This window comes from Mesorhizobium sp. CA13 (assembly GCF_020165235.1).
Classification (GTDB): domain Bacteria; phylum Pseudomonadota; class Alphaproteobacteria; order Rhizobiales; family Rhizobiaceae; genus Mesorhizobium.
The window spans coordinates 90,758-108,801 of record NZ_JAIUHS010000014.1; the positions used below are offsets into that span (position 1 = coordinate 90,758).

At 63.3% G+C, this 18,044-nt stretch carries 16 protein-coding genes; 11 read left to right on the plus strand and 5 right to left on the minus strand.

All coding sequences use genetic code 11. From position 1 onward, the window contains the following. The first annotated feature begins 123 nt into the window (after positions 1-123). Entirely contained in the window at positions 124-780 is a 657-nt protein-coding gene (locus tag LB566_RS25525) for a class I SAM-dependent methyltransferase (protein ID WP_224628453.1), read from the plus strand. Positions 781-985: 205 nt separating this feature from the next. On the opposite strand, the gene LB566_RS25530 is transcribed toward LB566_RS25525, so the two are convergent. After that, on the minus strand, positions 986-2,080 hold the full coding sequence (locus tag LB566_RS25530; RefSeq protein ID WP_224628458.1) for an ROK family transcriptional regulator: 1,095 nt from the start codon (positions 2,078-2,080) through the stop codon (positions 986-988). A gap of 57 nt (positions 2,081-2,137) precedes the next feature. Then, the gene (locus LB566_RS25535; RefSeq protein WP_140552430.1) at positions 2,138-2,788 is read right to left on the minus strand and encodes an SGNH/GDSL hydrolase family protein; all 651 of its coding nucleotides are present in this window, start codon (positions 2,786-2,788) and stop codon (positions 2,138-2,140) included. Between the two features lie 348 nt (positions 2,789-3,136). On the opposite strand from LB566_RS25535, the gene LB566_RS25540 reads away from it, so the two are divergent. The 5 genes from LB566_RS25540 (at position 3,137) to LB566_RS25560 (ending at position 8,468) form a co-directional block, all read left to right on the plus strand. After that, positions 3,137-4,183: a substrate-binding domain-containing protein gene (locus LB566_RS25540; RefSeq protein ID WP_411910515.1), complete on the plus strand. Its 1,047-nt coding sequence runs from the start codon at positions 3,137-3,139 to the stop codon at positions 4,181-4,183. 68 nt (positions 4,184-4,251) lie between these two features. After that, on the plus strand, positions 4,252-5,763 hold the full coding sequence (locus tag LB566_RS25545) for a sugar ABC transporter ATP-binding protein (protein ID WP_224628462.1): 1,512 nt from the start codon (positions 4,252-4,254) through the stop codon (positions 5,761-5,763). Between the two features lie 9 nt (positions 5,764-5,772). Further along, positions 5,773-6,735 (plus strand): ABC transporter permease, encoded by a 963-nt coding sequence (locus LB566_RS25550; protein ID WP_318012874.1) that lies wholly within the window; start codon positions 5,773-5,775, stop codon positions 6,733-6,735. Positions 6,736-6,738: 3 nt separating this feature from the next. Next, positions 6,739-7,692, plus strand: a complete 954-nt coding sequence (locus LB566_RS25555; RefSeq protein ID WP_224628471.1) for an ABC transporter permease — start codon at positions 6,739-6,741, stop codon at positions 7,690-7,692. A gap of 92 nt (positions 7,693-7,784) precedes the next feature. Further along, the gene (locus LB566_RS25560; protein WP_224628472.1) at positions 7,785-8,468 is read left to right on the plus strand and encodes an SGNH/GDSL hydrolase family protein; all 684 of its coding nucleotides are present in this window, start codon (positions 7,785-7,787) and stop codon (positions 8,466-8,468) included. Between the two features lie 224 nt (positions 8,469-8,692). On the opposite strand, the gene LB566_RS25565 is transcribed toward LB566_RS25560, so the two are convergent. Continuing rightward, positions 8,693-9,601, minus strand: coding sequence for a hydrogen peroxide-inducible genes activator (locus LB566_RS25565; RefSeq protein WP_224628473.1), 909 nt, complete (start codon positions 9,599-9,601; stop codon positions 8,693-8,695). A 128-nt stretch (positions 9,602-9,729) separates the two neighbouring features. On the opposite strand from LB566_RS25565, the gene katG reads away from it, so the two are divergent. After that, on the plus strand, positions 9,730-11,928 hold the full coding sequence (gene katG, locus LB566_RS25570; protein ID WP_224628480.1) for a catalase/peroxidase HPI: 2,199 nt from the start codon (positions 9,730-9,732) through the stop codon (positions 11,926-11,928). Positions 11,929-12,004: 76 nt separating this feature from the next. Here katG and LB566_RS25575 read toward each other — a convergent pair whose 3' ends face one another. Beyond that, the gene (locus tag LB566_RS25575; RefSeq protein ID WP_224628482.1) at positions 12,005-12,682 is read right to left on the minus strand and encodes an MIP family channel protein; all 678 of its coding nucleotides are present in this window, start codon (positions 12,680-12,682) and stop codon (positions 12,005-12,007) included. Between the two features lie 318 nt (positions 12,683-13,000). Here LB566_RS25575 and LB566_RS25580 point away from each other — a divergent pair, with 318 nt between their 5' ends. The 4 genes from LB566_RS25580 (at position 13,001) to guaA (ending at position 17,319) form a co-directional block, all read left to right on the plus strand. Next, positions 13,001-14,290, plus strand: a complete 1,290-nt coding sequence (locus LB566_RS25580) for an RsmB/NOP family class I SAM-dependent RNA methyltransferase (protein ID WP_140552439.1) — start codon at positions 13,001-13,003, stop codon at positions 14,288-14,290. 128 nt (positions 14,291-14,418) lie between these two features. Further along, a complete protein-coding gene (locus LB566_RS25585; RefSeq protein ID WP_027146613.1) occupies positions 14,419-14,877 on the plus strand; it encodes a PaaI family thioesterase in 459 nt (152 codons plus the stop codon). A gap of 155 nt (positions 14,878-15,032) precedes the next feature. Continuing rightward, entirely contained in the window at positions 15,033-15,701 is a 669-nt protein-coding gene (locus LB566_RS25590; RefSeq protein WP_224628484.1) for a 5'-methylthioadenosine/S-adenosylhomocysteine nucleosidase, read from the plus strand. A 55-nt stretch (positions 15,702-15,756) separates the two neighbouring features. Further along, the gene (gene guaA / locus LB566_RS25595; protein ID WP_224628491.1) at positions 15,757-17,319 is read left to right on the plus strand and encodes a glutamine-hydrolyzing GMP synthase; all 1,563 of its coding nucleotides are present in this window, start codon (positions 15,757-15,759) and stop codon (positions 17,317-17,319) included. A 73-nt stretch (positions 17,320-17,392) separates the two neighbouring features. Here the strand turns inward: guaA and LB566_RS25600 are convergent, their stop codons facing one another. After that, complete coding sequence (locus tag LB566_RS25600) at positions 17,393-18,040, minus strand: TetR/AcrR family transcriptional regulator (protein ID WP_140552442.1); 648 nt, start codon at positions 18,038-18,040, stop codon at positions 17,393-17,395. Positions 18,041-18,044 lie beyond the last annotated feature (4 nt).

An 18,044-nucleotide genomic window follows, 5' to 3' on the forward strand; every position in this document is an offset into this window, starting at 1 on the left:
GGAGACTCCTTGGAGCGAGAAATGTCACCGGTCAATACTCTATCCCACCATTGCATGTCCGAGCGAGTTGCCGGGGGCAGCGCCCCTGTCGACTTCACGAGCGCAGGGCAAGGAAGCTGAGACATGTGCCAATCCTGTCTCTCGTGGTATGCACGCTGCATTGCTCCCTATTTCGTCCACGCCGGCTGTTCGGCAAACGTGTTCGCGCGCATGCGAAGGCGCATGATCCCGCGGGCGCAGGGCATTGTCGTCGAAGTCGGCTTCGGGTCTGGCTTGAACCTTCCCTATTACGACGCCGCCAGGGTGGAGCGGCTGGTCGGCATCGATCCCGACGGCACTATGCTCGGCCTGGCCGAACCGAAGATCCGTTCGCTGCCGTTCGACGTCGACTGCATCCGTGCCAGCGGCGAAAGGCTGCCCTTGATCGATGGCCTCGCCGACACGGTCGTCGTCACCTATGCCTTCTGCACCATTCCCGACCCTGACGCGGCGCTGACCGAGATCCGCCGCATCCTGAAACCTATGGGCCGGTTGATCTTCATCGAGCACGGCCAGGCCGAGGGGCCGCATGGCCGCAGATGGCAGGAGCGGCTGAACAAGCCGTGGGGACGGCTCGCCGGCGGCTGTCATCTCAACCGCCAACCGCTGCACTTGATCCGAGCGGCGGGCTTCCGCATCGTTGAAGAGGAGCGCGGGCGGTTCCCGCTGCCCTTCTGGCAACTGGGAAGCCACTACGCCGGCGTCGCGGTGCTCCGACAGGCTGACGAGTCGTTACCGTAGGCCAGATCGCGCATTACAAGGTCCCACGCACATCCGCTTCCGCGCGGAATTGCCGATGACGGTCTGCGGCATCCCGTTCCTGATGCGCGAGGCCACAGAAGACGGCGTGAGGGACAGCTTCTTCCACCGGAGTTAACCGACATTCAAACGGGGGTGCATCCCGTCTCAGATGGGCTCTGCACCCCTTCTGTTGTTAGTGTTCCGATCATTGGATCATGAACCGCGAGCTGAACGGCAGGCTGGCCGCGCCGACGGCTTTCGGGCTGATGGTCACCCGCGCTGGCAATGCTTGGACAGCGGCAAATTCCTGGCCGATATCGGCGCATAAGGTCTTGGCGATTTTCTGCGGCGCATAGCTGGACAGGAGGACCGTCCTGAACTCGACAAACTGGGTCAGCGCCGAGATCGATGCTTTCAGGCGGTTTGAGCATTCCCCCAGCCATTCGGTGTAGGCCTCTCCAAGATCAGGCCACTCAGGGCTGCTGCTCCAGATGATTTCGGACGAGCGTCCGCGCATGGTCAGTTCGCTTTCCAGGCGCATGAGGCCATGATCGAAGCTGGCGCTGGAGTTTCCCTTATAGATCTGGTGGTTGAGGATGAGCCTGCTCTGCAGCCTAGCTCCGAGATAGAAGAACAAATAGTCGTTCAGCGGCTTTGCGACGCCGAACATGCTCTCGCCGCCTGCCGCCGCGGTGATGTCGTTCTGCACGAAGACCGGCAGCTTGATCTGCTCTTCGATCTCGCTTTGCAAAGCCTTCAGAGACGTGCTCGATCCGTTGCGGGTTGCAGCCATGGCGTCGACCTCATCGGGAACGGCCAGCCCGATACCCGCGACCCGGCTGCGCGCCTCGACGGGCAGGCTCGTCATGGCTTGCCTGATCGCCCCCAGCAAATCGCTGCTTTGTGGAAAGGGATTGGCTTCGTCCGCAGTTAACTGCGTATGGAAGCGCACGGTGCCGATGAAGTCGATGAGCGCGATGTCGATCCTGCGCCGGCTGAAGCCGACGCCGACCGCGTAGGCGCCTTCCGGGTTGAGCGAAAGCGGGATGGTGGGGGGCCCGACACGGCCGCGCTGCGCCTCGCCCTGCGAGACCAGGCCTTCCCGTTCGAGGGAGCGGACGATGACCGAGGCCGTCTGCGCCGACAGACCGGTCTTCTCGCCGATTTCCATCCGCGATATGCCCTCGTTCTGAAGCAGCAGCGAGAGCACCAGACGCTCGTTGTAGCTGCGCACGCTCAACGCGTTCAGCCCGCTCGCACGATCGGCGATGCGCAAGGGATTGGGTGGTGCGAATCTCATGTCAGGCAAGGGCCGCCCCGTCGGTAAGAGGGCATTGCCTGGCGGCGGGCTGGTTGCTCATGTCGAGCGGCTCCAGCCGATCGCATCGACCGCGCGGGCGATTGCGGTGCCAAGTAGTCTGTGCGCTTCGGCATCGATGTGAAATCCGTCCGCTTCGCTGCAGGACACCACCGAGCCGGCATCGAAAAAGTGCAGTTCGAGCGAATCCGCCAGCACCTCGAACTCAAGCGCCAGCAGGCGCGATTTCTCAGGTGCGCCGGCGAAGATGGACTTCCACTCCTTGACGTCGTCCTGCATCGGCGGCGGCGCGACGATCATGATTTCGGGTGTGGTGCCGCCCGGACCGGGCGCCAGTTCCTTAATGTCGTAGACAAGGCAGCCGATGCCCATAGCCACTTCCGACGGCGGTTTGTTGAAGCGAATCTTGAGGTCATTGGTGCCGAGCATGATGATGACGAGGTCGAGCGTCGCATGGCTCTGCAGACAGGGGCGAAGATAGGTTCTGCCGTTCTTGTGTGCCCCCTCGATCGGATCGTCGTGGACGGTGGTTCGGCCGCTCAATCCTTCCTCGATGACATACCAGTCGGGGCCTAGCTGAGCGCGCAGTATGCCCGGCCAGCGCTCAGCCGGACCATAGCGCTCGAGCGGCCCCTTGCCGGGGATCTGGCCGTGTGTGTTGGAGTCGCCGTAGCACAAGACTGATCGCATGTTTTTTCCCGCCGGACCGACCGCGCGCCGGTTCGGCGAGCGCTCTTTATGATGAATAGCGGAGTGGTGAAAGGCAAGCAAAGGAATAGTCATTCAACATGACTAACTATTGACAGGCCAAATCCACTGTGCTTCTAAAGTGCCCGGAGGAGTTCTCGACCGTCATCATCGTCCAGCCGAAATTGGGCCTCGATACACATGTGTTCGGGGGCGGAAGAATTGCGTGGTCGGTTCGCGACGACAAGCATGCATCGGGAGAGCGTCTCGCGGCCCGTGCGCGTCCGTACGGCCGGAGCAACCACAAGGAGGAGTTCAATGTTAGGATTGCTGAAAACCGTCGGGCTGGGAATGCTCGTTGTATCAGCGCTTGCCGTGACGTCGCTGGCGCATGCGGAAGATGTCAAGCTGATGGATGGCGTCACGCCGCGCGCCGACGACACGCGCATGACCGCGGCCGGCGCATTCAAGAAGGACCCCCCCTGGGTCATTGGAATGAGCGACTTCGGCGTCAACGCCAACACCTGGACCGTGCAGGTCGCACATGAGGCGGAAAATGCCGCGGCGAAGGACAAGCGAATCTCGAAGTTCATCCTGCTCGATGCCGGCTTCGACCAGAAGAAGCAGGTAGCCGATATCGAGGATCTGATCGCCCAGCATGTCGACGCGATCATCGTTCAGCCGGTGACCAGCACGTCGGCCAACGCCAGCATCGCCAAGGCGGTCGCCGCCGGCATCCCCGTCATCCTTCACACCGGCCGCATCGATTCCGATGCCTACACCACCGAAATCCAGGGTGGAGCCGAGCACTTCGGCAAGGTGATGGGTGACTGGCTGGTGAAAACCGTTGGCGACAACGGCAAGATCTGGGTCCTGCGCGGCCTTGCCGGCCACCCGGAAGACACCAACCGCTACAACGGGCTACTGGAATCGCTCAAGGGCACGCATGTGCAGATCATCGCCGAGGAGCATGGCGACTGGCAGTACGACAAAGCCAAGAAGCTGTGCGAGACCCTCTATCTGAACAATCCGCAGGTCGACGGCATCTGGTCGTCCGGCGCCGACATGACGCGCGCCTGCGTCGATGTCTTCAAGCAGTTCGGCACGCCGATCCCGCCGATTTCGGGCGAGGGCAACAATGGCTATTTCGGCCAGTGGATCACGGATGGATTCAAGTCGATCTCTCCGGAATACAGCCCGGCCCAGGGTGCTGCCGGCGTGCGCGCCGCTGTGGCCCTGCTCGAGGGCAAGCAGCTCTACAAGCGCTATGTCTACAACCCCGACGGCTGGGACAAGGACAAGGCCGCGAAGTACTATCGCGACGACCTGACGGCCAATGTCTGGTGGCCGAGCGAACTCCCCGAAGACAAGCTCAAGGAATATTACGGCAAGAAGTGACAGGCGTGGCCGGCGGGGAGTGGACAAGGATTCCCCGCAGGCCCTTCATATGGTGAAGCGAGGATTTCGTGGCCAATCTTATCGAGATGTCGCACATTTCGAAGGCATTCGGAGGGAGCAAGGCGCTTCACTCCGTTTCCCTTGAGCTGAAGGCCGGCAGCGTTCACGCCCTGATGGGCGAGAACGGCGCCGGCAAATCGACCTTGATGAAGATCCTGGCGGGCGTGTATCAGCCCGATTCCGGCGAGATCTTCATGAATGGGGAAAAGCTCGATCTGAAGTCACCGCGCGCCGCGCTCGATGCCGGCATCTCGACCGTTTTCCAGGAACACTCGCTGCTGCCCAATCTGTCGATCGCCGAGAACATGTTTCTCGGCCGGGAGCCGACGAACCGGTTCGGCTCGATCGACTATTCCGCGATGAACAGCCGAACCGCCGAGGCACTCGGCGAACTCGGCCTCACGCTAGACCCCTCGCACCTCGTTTCCAACCTGACCATTGCCGAGCGGCAATTCGTCGAGATCGCGCATTGCATCCAGGCTGACACCGGCGTGCTTATTCTCGACGAGCCGACGGCGGCTCTCAACGCGGCCGATGTCGATATGCTCAATCGCAACATCCGCCGCCTGCGCGATAAGGGAAAGGCAATCGTCTACATCTCGCATCGCATGGAAGAAATCTTCGATCTGTGCGACACCGTAACGGTGCTGAAGGACGGCGCACTGGTCGGCACCAGGACGGTGTCCGAGATCACCACCGACGAACTCATCGCCATGATGGTCGGGCGCGAACTCCAGGACCTGTTCCCAGATCGCGCGGGCGAGAAGGGCGGCGAAATCCTGCGCGTCGAGAATCTCAGGATCACCGAGACATCGCAGCCTCTGTCGCTGACGTTGCACAAGGGCGAGATCGTCGCCCTCGCCGGGCTTGAGGGACAGGGCCAGCAGCGCTTCCTGCGCTCCCTCATCGGCCGCTACCATCCTTTTGCCGGGACGATTTCCATCAACGGCAAAACGCTCGACATGCCGCTCTCGACATCATCAGGCGTTCGCCATTTGCAGCAGCTGAAGGTCGGTTTCGTCCCCGAGGACCGCAAGGAGGAGGGGCTCTTTCTCGCTTTGCCGATCGCCCACAACATCGCCATCGGATTGCATTCGAGGCGCCGCGAACTTGCGCCGGCGCGGCCCTACCGAAGCGTTATCGCCCGCATGATGGAGGTCATGAACATTAAGGCAACAGGGCCCTCCGCTCCGGTCGGTTCGCTGTCGGGCGGCAATCAGCAAAAAGTGCTGCTCGGCCGCTACCTCGCCGCGGATCTCGATCTTCTCCTGGTGGAGGAGCCGACCCGCGGCGTCGACATCGGCGCCAAGTCCGAGATCTACCATCTGCTGCGCGACTTCACCCGCGAGGGTGGCGCGGTGCTGGTGCTGTCGCGCGAAACGATCGAGCTGATCGGGCTGTGTGACCGCATCTATGTCGTCCACCACGACACAATCGTGGCCGAAATGCCGGCAGCACAGGCGACGGAGCACAAGATCCTCGACGCGGCCCTGACGGGCGGCCCGGCGCGCCGGCACTAGGGGCCTGCCATGTATCGTAGCCTGTCCAATATCCTGGGTGGCCGGAACACACGGCAGGGCCAATGGGGTCTGCCATTGTTGGTTGCCTTACTCATTTCGCTGTGGCTGTCTGTTCAGGCGACGCAGTTCGCAACGGCCGAAAACCTGTTCAACCTGGTTGCGCAGGCGATGCCGCTGGTCATCGCGGCGGTCGGACAACTCGTCGTCGTGCTCGTCGGCGGGCTCGATCTGTCGGTCGGCTCTGTCATCAGTTTCACGACGGCGGTGCTGGCGCTCGACCAGCCGGCGATCGTGCTGATCCCGGCGGTCTTCGTGCTGGCCGCATTCATCGGGCTGATCAACGGCGTGGCGATCACCCGTTTCAACGTCCATCCAATCATCGCCACGCTATCAACGCAGTACATTGTCCTTGGCATCACGCGCATCTTGCGTCCCGTCTCCGGCGGCACCGTTCCGGAGATCGTCATTGCTGCCGTCTCAGGCAGTTTCCTCGGTATTCCTTATCCGGTCTTTTGGGGAATCGTCGTGATGCTGTTGGCCTGGAAGCTGCTCTACGGATCGCGATACGGCCTGCATCTGTTTGCGATCGGCGGCGGCATCGCGTCGGGGGCCGAAAGCGCTGCCCGCAATTTCGGCGTCTCCGATCGCCGCAACATCATCCTCGCCTATGTGGTCTGCTCCTGTTTCGCGGCCGTTGCCGGTGTCTTCCTGGCCGGGCGCATCGTGTCGGGTGATCCAAATGTCGGGTTGCTTTTCGAACTCGACACGGTCACCGCCGTCGCACTTGGAGGCACCCAGCTTTCAGGCGGAATCGGCAGCCTGCACGGCACGGTGATCGGCGCGCTTGTGATCGCACTGCTGGCCAATGGCATGAATCTCGCCAACGTCTCGCCCTTTGTTCAGACGGCGATCAAGGGCGGCATCCTCTTGGCGGTGGTCGGGCTGCAATCCCGCAAGAAGATGGGGCTCTGAGCGATGACTGCCGTTCTCGCAAACCCGATCGCCCGGCGTCTGCTTCGCATACCGCCGTCCTACTTTGTCTTCCTCGTGCTTCTGGCCACGCTGTGGATCGCACGGCCGAACATGCTCAACCTCAACATCATGGGCATCTTCATCAGGCAGATCGTTCCGCTCGGCATTCTCGTGCTGGGGCAGCTCGTCGTCATGCGCGTGAAGTCGATCGACCTCTCCGGCGGCGGCATTATCCTGCTGATCAACTATTTCATCTCGTCGGGCAGTTTCCCGGGTGCGTCGCTGCCCTTCTTCATCGTACTGGCGCTCGCCACGGGCCTCGTCATCGGCTTGTTCAACGGCTTCATGATCGGCATCCGGCGGGTGTCGGCCGTCATCGTCACGCTGGCAGTAAGCATCATCCTGGTCGGACTGGTGCAGTTCCTGTCGAGCGGCAATCCACCCGGCGATGTGCCGAAACTGTTCAACGACCTCTACAACACGAAGTTCCTGTCGGTTCCGACGCCGGTGCTGTTCTGGATCATGCTGACCGCCGTAGTGTGGCTGCTTCTGTCGCAGACCGTATTTGGCCGCTACGTGGCCTCGGTTGGCGAGAATGCCGAAGCCGCCCATTTTTCCGGCGTGCCCGTCCAGCGCACGGTCATCCTGGCGCATACGCTCGCCGGCCTGATCGCGGCGATCGCGGCCCTGGTACAGACCGGTTCGATCGCCGTCGGCAGCGTGCGCGTCGGTCTCGACCTGCCGATCCTTGCAGTCGCGGCGACGATCCTTGGCGGCGTCGCCTTCGGTCGCGGCGACGGCGGCGTCTGGGGGCCTTTCTTCGGCTCGCTGTGCTTCGCGCTTTTGTTCGTCGTGATGACGGTGCTCGGCATCGACGAACCCGGCAAGCTCATCGCCCAGGGCGCCATCATCCTCGGCGCGGCGATCTTCTATGGAGTGCGCGTGCGAACCCCATAAATCGAAACAGCCAAAGGCAAGCCGGCACCGGCGTTCGCCTGGATCGATAAATCTGCACCTTCAGACAACTGCAAACAGATGGAGAAACATGGATGTCACCGCCAAAAAACATCATGTGCTACGGCGACTCACTGACCTGGGGCTGGGTGCCGGTCAAGGAAGGGTCGCCGACCTACCGCTACCCCTATGATCAACGCTGGACGGGTGTGATGGCGGCGGCGCTGGGAGCAGGCTACCACATCATCGAAGAAGGTTTGAGTGCGCGCACGACCTGTCTCGACGACCCCAACGATCCGCGCCTCAATGGCGCCAACTATCTGCCCTCGGCCATCGCCAGCCATCTGCCGCTGGATCTGGTCATCGTCATGCTCGGCACCAATGACACGAAGTCCTATTTTCGCCGGACACCCTACGAGATCGCCAACGGAATGGCGAAACTGGTGGGGCAGATCCTGACGAGCGCCGGCGGTATCGGCACGCCTTATCCAGCTCCGAAGGCGCTGGTCATCGCGCCGCCGCCGCTGACCCCGATGCCAGATCCCTGGTTCGAGGGCATGTTCGGCGGCGGCCACGAAAAATCCAGGGATCTGGCGAGGCAGTACAAGGCGATGGCGGATTTCATGAAGATCGACTTCCTGAATGCCGGCGATTTCGTCACCACGGACGGTGTCGACGGCATCCATTTCACCGCTAGCAATAACGCCGATCTCGGGCGCGCGGTCGCCGACAAGGTCAAGTCTATTCTTGAGCCAAGCCGCGCCAGCACCGCCGCCTGAAGCCGCAACACCCGCCGGCTTGCCGCACAGACCGGGTCGCTTGTCGCATTTGCGATACACATTGCGGACCCAACGATGAGTTCGGTCCGTAATTCTGCCCAATGCGTAGCGTGGCACTTGATCCACTTGCTTGGGATGAAGGCGAGCTATATCCGCTCGAGCCGTCCAACAAGCGCACATTCGAGGTTTGCCTTGGCCGATAGCAAGCTTGGGCTCGTCGTCCTTCACGCCGCCTGCACCGCCGACCCCAGCCCCCGAATGATCCTTGCCAGCTCCATGCACTCATTGTGCAAGGTGCTGTTGCGCCGCCAGGCAAAGCAGATCGTGCGCTGCGGCATGGGTTCCTGGAACGGCACGATCTTGAGGTCGGGGATAGTGCCGGCAGGTCCCGCGGCCATTTCGGGGATCAGCGTCACGCCGAGCCCGTGCGCCACCATCTGCAAAAGCGTGGTCAGGCTGGTGGCGCCGTAGCTTGCCATCGCCACCGGCCGCACATTGCCGCAGACAGCCAGCGCCTGTTCGCGCAGGCAATGGCCTTCCTCCAGCAGCATCAGCCTTTCCAGCGCCGGGCTTTCAGGCGGCACCGGTGGCGAGGCGAAAGCCGGATCGCCTGACGGCACGGCCAGGAAAAACCGGTCCGGGAATAAAGCCTCCGTTACCAGGCCGGGATGGTCGAGCGGAAGCGCGGCGATGAAAGCGTCGAGTTTTTGCGACGCGATGTCCTCGACGAGCGAGGCGGTCACCGCCTCGCGCAGTTCGAGCAGCAAGTCCGGGAAACGCGTCTTCAGTTCGGGCAAGGCGCGCGGCAGGAGATAGGGCGCGACGGTCGGGATGATGCCCAGCCGGAAGCGTCCTCCCATGGCCGGGCGGCCGCGCCGGGCCATCGTCTCGACCTCGCGTATGTCTGAAAGGATGCCTTCGATGCGCGGCAAAAGGGCTGCCGCCTCGTCGGTCATGCGCACCGATTTGCCGCCGCGCTCGAACAGCCGGCAATTCAGCCGCTGCTCCATTTCCGCGATCTGCGAGGACAGCGCCGGCTGGCTGACGCCTGCGAGTTTTGCCGCACGCCCGAAATGCAGCGTCTGCGCAAGAGCGTCGAAATAATGCATCTGCCGGACGGTCAGGCCTATCATAAGGAAATCCTATTGAAATGAACAGGAAAGGCAATTTGTTTTTATCGGCAGCCTGGCCTAGTCTGGAATCATTCCAGGATGGCGGCCGCTGGCTGCCCCGGAACCCTCGGCAAAAATTGGAGTGCAAGATGGACGCGAAAACCGACGACAACAGCGCGGGCAAATGCCCTGTCGCGCATGGACCCGGTGCCAGGACCAACCGTGACTGGTGGCCCAACCAGCTGGACCTCGGCGTTCTCCACCAGCAGTCGAGCCTCTCCGACCCGATGGGCGAGGACTTCGACTATGCCAAGGAATTCGCGAGCCTCGATCTCGACGCTGTGATCAAGGACCTGCACCATGTCATGACGGATTCGCAGGATTGGTGGCCGGCCGACTTCGGCCATTACGGGCCGCTGTTCATTCGCATGGCCTGGCACAGCGCCGGCACCTACCGCATCGGTGACGGCCGCGGCGGCGCCGGCGCCGGCCAGCAGCGTTTCGCGCCGCTCAACAGCTGGCCTGACAATGCCAACCTCGACAAGGCGCGCCGCCTGCTGTGGCCGGTCAAGCAGAAATATGGCCGCAAGATCTCCTGGGCCGACCTGTTGATCCTCACCGGCAACGTCGCCCTGGAATCGATGGGCTTCAAGACCTTCGGCTTCGCCGGCGGCCGCGCCGACGTCTGGGAACCCGAGCAGGACGTCGATTGGGGATCGGAAACCAAATGGCTGGGCGACGAGCGCTACTCCGGCGACCGCGAACTTCGCGGCCATCTCGGCGCCGTGCAGATGGGCCTGATCTATGTCAATCCGGAGGGCCCGAACGGCAAGCCTGATCCGCTGGCCTCGGCACGCGACATCAGGGAAACCTTCGCCCGCATGGCGATGAACGACGAGGAGACTGTGGCGCTGATCGCCGGCGGCCACACCTTCGGCAAAACCCACGGCGCAGGCGATGCCTCGCTGGTCGGCGCCGAGCCGGAAGGCGCCGGCATCGAGGCGCAGGGGCTCGGCTGGTCGAGCAAGCACGCGTCGGGCATTGCCGGCGATGCCATCACGTCGGGCCTCGAGGTCACCTGGACCACGACGCCGACCAAATGGAGCAACAACTTCTTCGACAACCTGTTCAACTACGAATGGGAACTGACCAAGAGCCCGGCCGGCGCCCATCAGTGGACGCCCAAGGGCGGCGCCGGTGCCGGCACGGTGCCGGACGCGCATGATCCCTCCAAGCGCCGCGCGCCGGCCATGCTGACCACCGATCTCGCGCTGCGGGTCGACCCGGCTTACGAGAAGATCTCGCGGCGGTTCCACCAGAATCCGGATCAGTTCGCCGACGCCTTCGCCCGCGCCTGGTTCAAGCTCACCCATCGCGATATGGGCCCGGTCGTGCGCTACCTTGGCCCGTTGGTGCCGAAGGAAGAGCTGATCTGGCAAGATCCGATCCCGGCCCTCGACCATGAACTGGTCAGCGAACAGGATATCGCATCGCTGAAGGCCAAGATCCTGGCCTCGGGCCTGTCCGTTTCCGAACTGGTCTCGACCGCCTGGGCTTCGGCCTCGACGTTCAGGGGTTCCGACAAACGCGGCGGCGCCAATGGCGCGCGCATCCGGTTGGCGCCGCAGAAGGACTGGGACGTCAACCAGCCTGCTGAATTGGCCAAGGTGCTGGCCACGCTCGAATCCATCCAGAAGGCGTTCAACGTGGCACAGACCGGCGGAAAAAAGATCTCGCTGGCCGATCTGATCGTGCTCGGCGGCGTCGCCGCGATCGAGAAGGCGGCGAAGGACGGCGGCAACGAGGTGAAGGTGCCGTTCACGCCTGGCCGCATGGATGCCTCGCAGGAGCAGACCGATGTCGCCTCCTTTGCCGCGCTCGAGCCGAAAGTCGACGGCTTCCGCAACTATGTCCGGGGGCCGCAGCCAATGTCGGTCGAAGCGATGCTGGTCGATCGCGCGCAGTTGCTGACGCTGACCGCGCCGGAGATGACGGTGCTCGTCGGCGGCCTGCGAGTGCTCGGCGCCAACACCGGCAAGTCCAGGCACGGCGTGTTCACCGACAGGCCGGGCACGCTGACGAACGACTTCTTCGTCAACCTGCTCAGCATGAGCACGGTCTGGGATCCGGTCGCGGGTTCGGATGAGATCTACGAAGCGCGCGACCGCAAGACCAAGGCGGTCAGGTGGACCGGCACCCGCGCCGACCTGATCTTCGGCTCGCACGCGCAACTGCGTGCGCTGTCGGAGGTGTACGGGTCAGCGGATGCCGGGCAGAAATTCGCCAGGGATTTCGTCGCGGCGTGGACCAAGGTGATGAACGCCGACCGCTTCGATATCGCCGCCTGATCCAGGCGGATTTTCCACCCAATAAAAAAGGCGCGAGGCTCGGCCCCGCGCCTTTTCCCTGTCCAGGCTTTCGAAATCAGTCCTTTTCGAAGACGCGCGCCTTGGCGATGACGCCGGCAATGGCGCCGCCGATCAGCGGCGCGACGATGAACAGCCAGAGCTGGCTGATCGCGGCGCCGCCCGAGAACAGCGCCGGGCCTATAGAACGGGCCGGATTGACCGAGGTTCCCGTCACCGGGATCATGGCGAAGTGGATGCCCGCCAGTGTCAGGCCGATGACCAGTCCGGCGAAGGCCGTGGCATGCCTTTCCGCGGTGACGCCGAGGATCACCGTGACGAAGGTGAAGGTGCCGATCAGCTCCCACAGGAACGCCGAAGAGACGCCCCATTTCGTCTCGTCCCAGCCATTGGCGCCGAAGCCGCCAGTGTGTCCGCCGGCCTGGCCGGAGACGATGATCCACAGCGCCAGCGAGGCCAGGATGGCGCCGATGATCTGTGCGATCCAGTAGGGGATGACGTCCTTGGCTGGCAACCGGCCGGCAAGGAACACGCCGAGTGTCACAGCCGGGTTGAGATGCGCGCCCGAAATGGGGCCGATCGCGTAAGCGGCCGCGATAAGGCCGATGCCGAAGGCCAGTCCTATGCCTTCCTGCCCGAGCGGCAGCGCGCCGCCGAAGCCGCCCGTCACCACTGACGCCGTACCGATGAACACCAACAGAAATGTGCCTAGAACTTCCGCCAGATAAGTCTTCATTGCCCTCTCCTCGTGACGATCCGTCGGTCCACGCTTTTCGCGCCGCGAATCATGGCGGCAAGAGTATTCCCAACCGAAAAACTTGGAAAGCTGAGCTGTCGCACCCCTGCGGTGCTTGCAGCCGCCAGTTACGAACATTAGAGATCTTGCATCTATTGACGGTTTGCTGTTGACCGCACCGGCAGATTCATTGCTCGGGCAGTTTTCGCCGATCGCCAACAGGCTGCCTGTCGTCGCAAAACGGAGCGGGGTTCAATCTCACCGTGAAAGGCTCTAAGAGCAGGCCGAGATGATGCGTTCGATTTGGTGGACTGAAGAATGCGACTAGGCGGACGGCTGGCTGCGGCCATCGAAGTGTTGGAAGACATTGGCCGGCGTCACCGGCCGGTGGCCGATGCGCTGAAGGATTGGGGCCTGTCGCACCGCTTTGCCGGCGGCGGCGACCGCGCGGCGATCGGCAACATCGTCTACGATGCGCTGCGCCGCAAGCGCTCGGCAGGCTGGCTGCTGGGCGGGGACACGCCGCGCGCCATCGGCTTCGGCGCCCTGCTGCTCGAATGGGGCCAGACCGCGCGCTCGCTCAACGAAGCGCTCGACGGCGACAGGTTCGCGCCGCCGCTGCTGACGGCCACGGAGCTCCAGGCAACCGACGAGCGGCGGCTTGCCGACGCGCCGCCCGCGGTGCGCGCCGACATACCGGATTGGTGCGAGCCGCTTTTGCAACGCGCGTTTGGCGAGACTTGGGTCGAGGAGGGCGCAGCGCTCGCCACCCGCCCGCCACTCGACATCCGCGTCAACACCTTGCAGGCCGATCGGGCCAAAGTGCTGGCGGAACTTGCCGAAACCGGCGCCAAGGCAGCTCACATCGCCCCACAAGGCATTCGCATTCCGCCGATCGACGGCGACGGCAGGCATCCCAACGTGCAGGCCGAGCCGGCTTTCCAGAAAGGCTGGTTCGAGGTCCAGGACGAGGGATCGCAGATCGCCGCCGCCCTTGCCGGCGCCGAGCCTGGAATGCAGGTGCTCGATTACTGCGCTGGTGCCGGCGGCAAGACACTGGCCCTGTCAGCGGCGATGGCCAATACAGGCCAGGTCTTCGCCCATGATGCCGAAAAGGCGCGGCTGGCGCCCATCTTCGACCGCATCCGCCGCTCGGAAAACCGCAACGTGCAGATCGTCACAAGGCCGGCGGAGCTGTCGCCGCTCACCGGCCATATGGACCTTGTCCTGGTCGACGCGCCTTGCACCGGCAGCGGCACCTGGCGACGGCGCCCGGACGCCAAATGGCGGCTGACGCAAAGGCAGCTCGACGCCCGCAAGGGCGAGCAGATGGCGATCCTCGATACCGCCAGCAGCTTCGTCAAGCCGGGTGGCCTGCTGGTCTACGTCACCTGTTCGGTGTTCGACGAGGAGAATGGCGAACAGGTCGCCGCGTTTTGCCAGCGTAATGGCGGTTTTGCCCCGGTCGATCATCGCCGGCTCTGGGACAGCCGTTTTCCCGGCCATGAAACGGCGATGCGGCTTGGCGCTTTGGGCGGTATCTGCCTGTCGCCGGCGCTGAGCGGCACCGACGGTTTCTACGTCTGCGCGCTGCGCAGGGCAGCCTGAATGAAGCGGAAAGCGAAGCCGTCCTGCGCGCCCTCGAGGTCAAATTGCTGCAGTGCAGCATCGGATGATTGCTTGCCGGTCACGCCTCTGCAATAAGCTTTTCGGCAAAGGTGAAAGCAGCGACGGCCATGGCAGCAAAGATCGTACCCGCCCCGGATTATGAAGACCGCGTCAGGGCGTCCTTCGCGCGCCAGCAGGCGATGGCGACCATCGGCGCCGAATTGACGCTGGTGACGCCCGGCATCATCGAAATCGAGATGCCCTATTCGGCCGCACTTACCCAGCAGCACGGTTTCCTGCATGCGGGCGTCATCTCGACCGCGCTGGACTCGGCCTGCGGCTATGCGGCCTTTTCGCTGATGCCGGAGAATTCCGGCGTGCTGACCATCGAGTTCAAGGTCAATCTGCTGGCGCCGGGCAGGGGCGAGCGCTTCCTGTTCCGCGGTTCGGTGACCAAGCCCGGCCGCACCATCATCGTCGCCGACGGCCAGGCCTATGCCTTCGCCGCCGACGGCGAGGCCAAGTTGATCGCCACCATGACCGGCACCATGATGACCATGGTCGGCCGTGATGGGATTGCCGGGTGAGGAGCGGCCCGCGTAGCGGGCGAAAAGCCCCTAAATGGGCTTTTCGAGCGACGAACGCCCGGAGCCATAGCGGAGGGCCGGGCGCGGGTGAGGGCACATCACCCCCTTTATCGCAAGCATCGGCGGTCGGGCAGGGCAGGGAGGAGTAGATCATCATGACCGACAAAGTGTCGCGACTGTCCGGCAAGGATGTCCTCTTCGTCATGGCGGCGCAGGCCGAATACGGGCCGCATTTGCAGCGGCTGTTCACCCCGCTGATGACCGGTGTCGGCCCGGTCGAGGCAGCCGTCCGGCTTGGCGCCGAATTGTCCTGGCTGAAGTCGCAAGAGGCGCTGCCGGACCTCGTCGTATCGCTCGGCTCTGCCGGCAGCCGGACCTTGGAGCAGACGGAGATCTACCAGGCCATCTCGGTCAGCTATCGTGACATCGACGCTTCGCCGCTTGGCTTCGAGAAAGGCGCGACGCCGTTCCTCGACCTGCCGGTTACGGTGCCGCTGCCGTTGCGCATCCCTGACGTCAAGGAGGCGACGCTGTCGACCGGCGGTGCGATCATCACCGGCGCGGCCTTTGATGCAATTGCCGCCGACATGGTCGACATGGAGACCTTCGCCTGCCTGCGCGCCTGCCAGCTGTTCGACGTGCCCCTGATTGGGCTGCGCGGCATTTCCGACGGTGCGGCTGATCTCAGGCATGTCGGCGACTGGACCGAATATCTGCACGTCATCGACGAAAAGCTGGCGGATGCCGTCATGCGCCTCGAACAGGCGATCGGATCGGGCTTGCTTCGGAAGGGTTCTCCTGGTGACGTGGCAGGACCGGTCTGAAAGTCAGGCTTCGCAACCCATTGCGCCGACTCGTTTCTTTCTCTAAACGCTCGCCATGAAAACAGCCAATCAACCCGACACCGTCCTGATTGTCGATTTCGGCAGCCAGTTCACCCAGCTCATCGCCCGCCGCATCCGCGAAGCCGGCGTGTTTTCCGAGATCGTGCCGTTCCAGTCGGCCGAGGCGGCATTCAAGCGCATCAATCCAAAAGCCGTGATCCTGTCCGGCGGTCCGGCCTCGACCACGGATATCGGCAGCCCGCGGGCGCCGCAGATCGTCTTCGACGCCGGCGTGCCGGTGCTCGGCATCTGCTATGGCCAGATGGCCATGTGCGTACAGATGGGCGGCGTCGCCGAAAGCTCCAACCATCGCGAATTCGGCCGCGCTTTCGTCGAGATCGAGAAGGAAAGTCCGCTGTTCGAAGGCCTGTGGGCGATCGGCCAGCGCCACCAGGTGTGGATGAGCCATGGCGACCGCGTCATCTCCTTGCCCAAGGGGTTCGAGGTGTTCGGCAAGTCGGAAGGCTCGCCCTTCGCCATCTTCGGCAATGTCGAGCGCAGGATGTATGGCATCATGTTCCATCCGGAAGTGGTGCATACGCCCGACGGCGCCCGGCTGCTCAGGAATTTCGTCCACAACATCGCCGGCATCGAGGGCGACTGGACGATGCGCGCCTACCGCGAGCACGCGGTCGAGGCGATCCGCAAGCAGGTCGGCAAGGGCAAGGTCATCTGCGCGCTTTCGGGCGGCGTCGACTCCTCGGTCGCCGCGCTGCTCATCCATGAGGCGGTCGGCGATCAACTCACTTGCATCCTCGTCGACCATGGTCTGATGCGCAAGGACGAGGCCGCCGGCGTCGTTGCGATGTTCCGCGAACACTACAATTTGCCGCTCATTCTGGTGAATGCGTCGGATCGTTTCATCGGTGCGCTCGAAGGTGAGGCGGACCCCGAGAAGAAACGCAAGACCATTGGCCGGCTGTTCATCGAGGTGTTCGAAGAGGAGGCCAAGAAACTCGGCGGCGCCGATTTCCTGGCACAAGGCACGCTCTATCCCGACGTCATCGAAAGCGTCTCCTTCACCGGCGGCCCGTCGGTGACGATCAAGTCGCACCACAATGTCGGCGGCCTGCCCGAGCGCATGAACATGAAGCTGGTCGAGCCGCTGCGCGAACTGTTCAAGGACGAGGTCCGCGCGCTGGGCAAGGAACTCGGCCTGCCCGAAAGTTTCATCGGCCGCCACCCGTTCCCGGGACCGGGTCTTGCCATACGCTGCCCCGGCGGCATCACGCGCGAAAAGCTGGAGATCCTGCGCGAGGCTGACGCCATCTATCTCGACGAGATCCGCAAGGCGGGGCTGTACGACGCCATCTGGCAGGCCTTCGCGGTGCTCTTGCCGGTGCAGACGGTCGGCGTCATGGGCGACGGCCGCACCTATGAATTCGTCTGCGCGCTGCGCGCCGTCACCTCGGTCGACGGCATGACCGCCGATTTCTACCACTACGACATGGCCTTCCTGGGTGCGGCCGCCACGCGCATCATCAACGAAGTAAAAGGCATCAACCGCGTGGTCTATGATGTGACCTCGAAGCCGCCGGGGACAATCGAGTGGGAGTGATGGGGCGCGCCGAAGGCGGGAGTTCTGGTCCTACTTCGGCACCAGCAAGTACTCCTTCGCGGCCTCCTCTAGGCTATTCGCCCGCGGGGTCGTTGCCACCGTGCGCGGCGATGAACATGGCGACGGCCGACCGGCAATAGGATTCGATTTCGTTGTCGTCCTCTGCTCTCGCCTGATCGAAGCGCGCGATGATCAGGAGATCGGATCCTTTGAAAAGCGCGGCAAACAAGCGGGCGGACCGGAGAGGATCGGGCACGTTCAGAACCGCTTTCGCGTGCAACTGACGCAACAGGGCCTCGATTTCGGCGATGACATGGGCGGGGCCGGCTTCGTAATGGAGCCTGCTTAACGACTTTTGATTCGTCTTGTCGGCCATGATCATGGCTTCGACATTGCGGACGTCCGAACTCAACAGCGTGCGAAGCAGGGATGATCCCGCCGCCATGAGCTGATCTTCGGCCGAACCGTCGACGCCTTCAAAAAGGGCCCGTGGTGCAAACTGATGGCAGCGGGCCGCGATGGCCGCGCTGAACAGCGCCTCCTTGTTCTCGAAGTGCCGATAGATGCTGAGCTTGGATATCTTGGCCCGCCGGGCGACCTTGTCCAACGTCGTCGCTTGAAAACCCAATTCCACAAAGAGTTCGCACGCGGCGTCGACTATCGTTTGGCCAAGCGCCTCGTTGGCGGGCCGGCCGCGCCGGCCCTGGCTGTCTTCGGTCACGAGA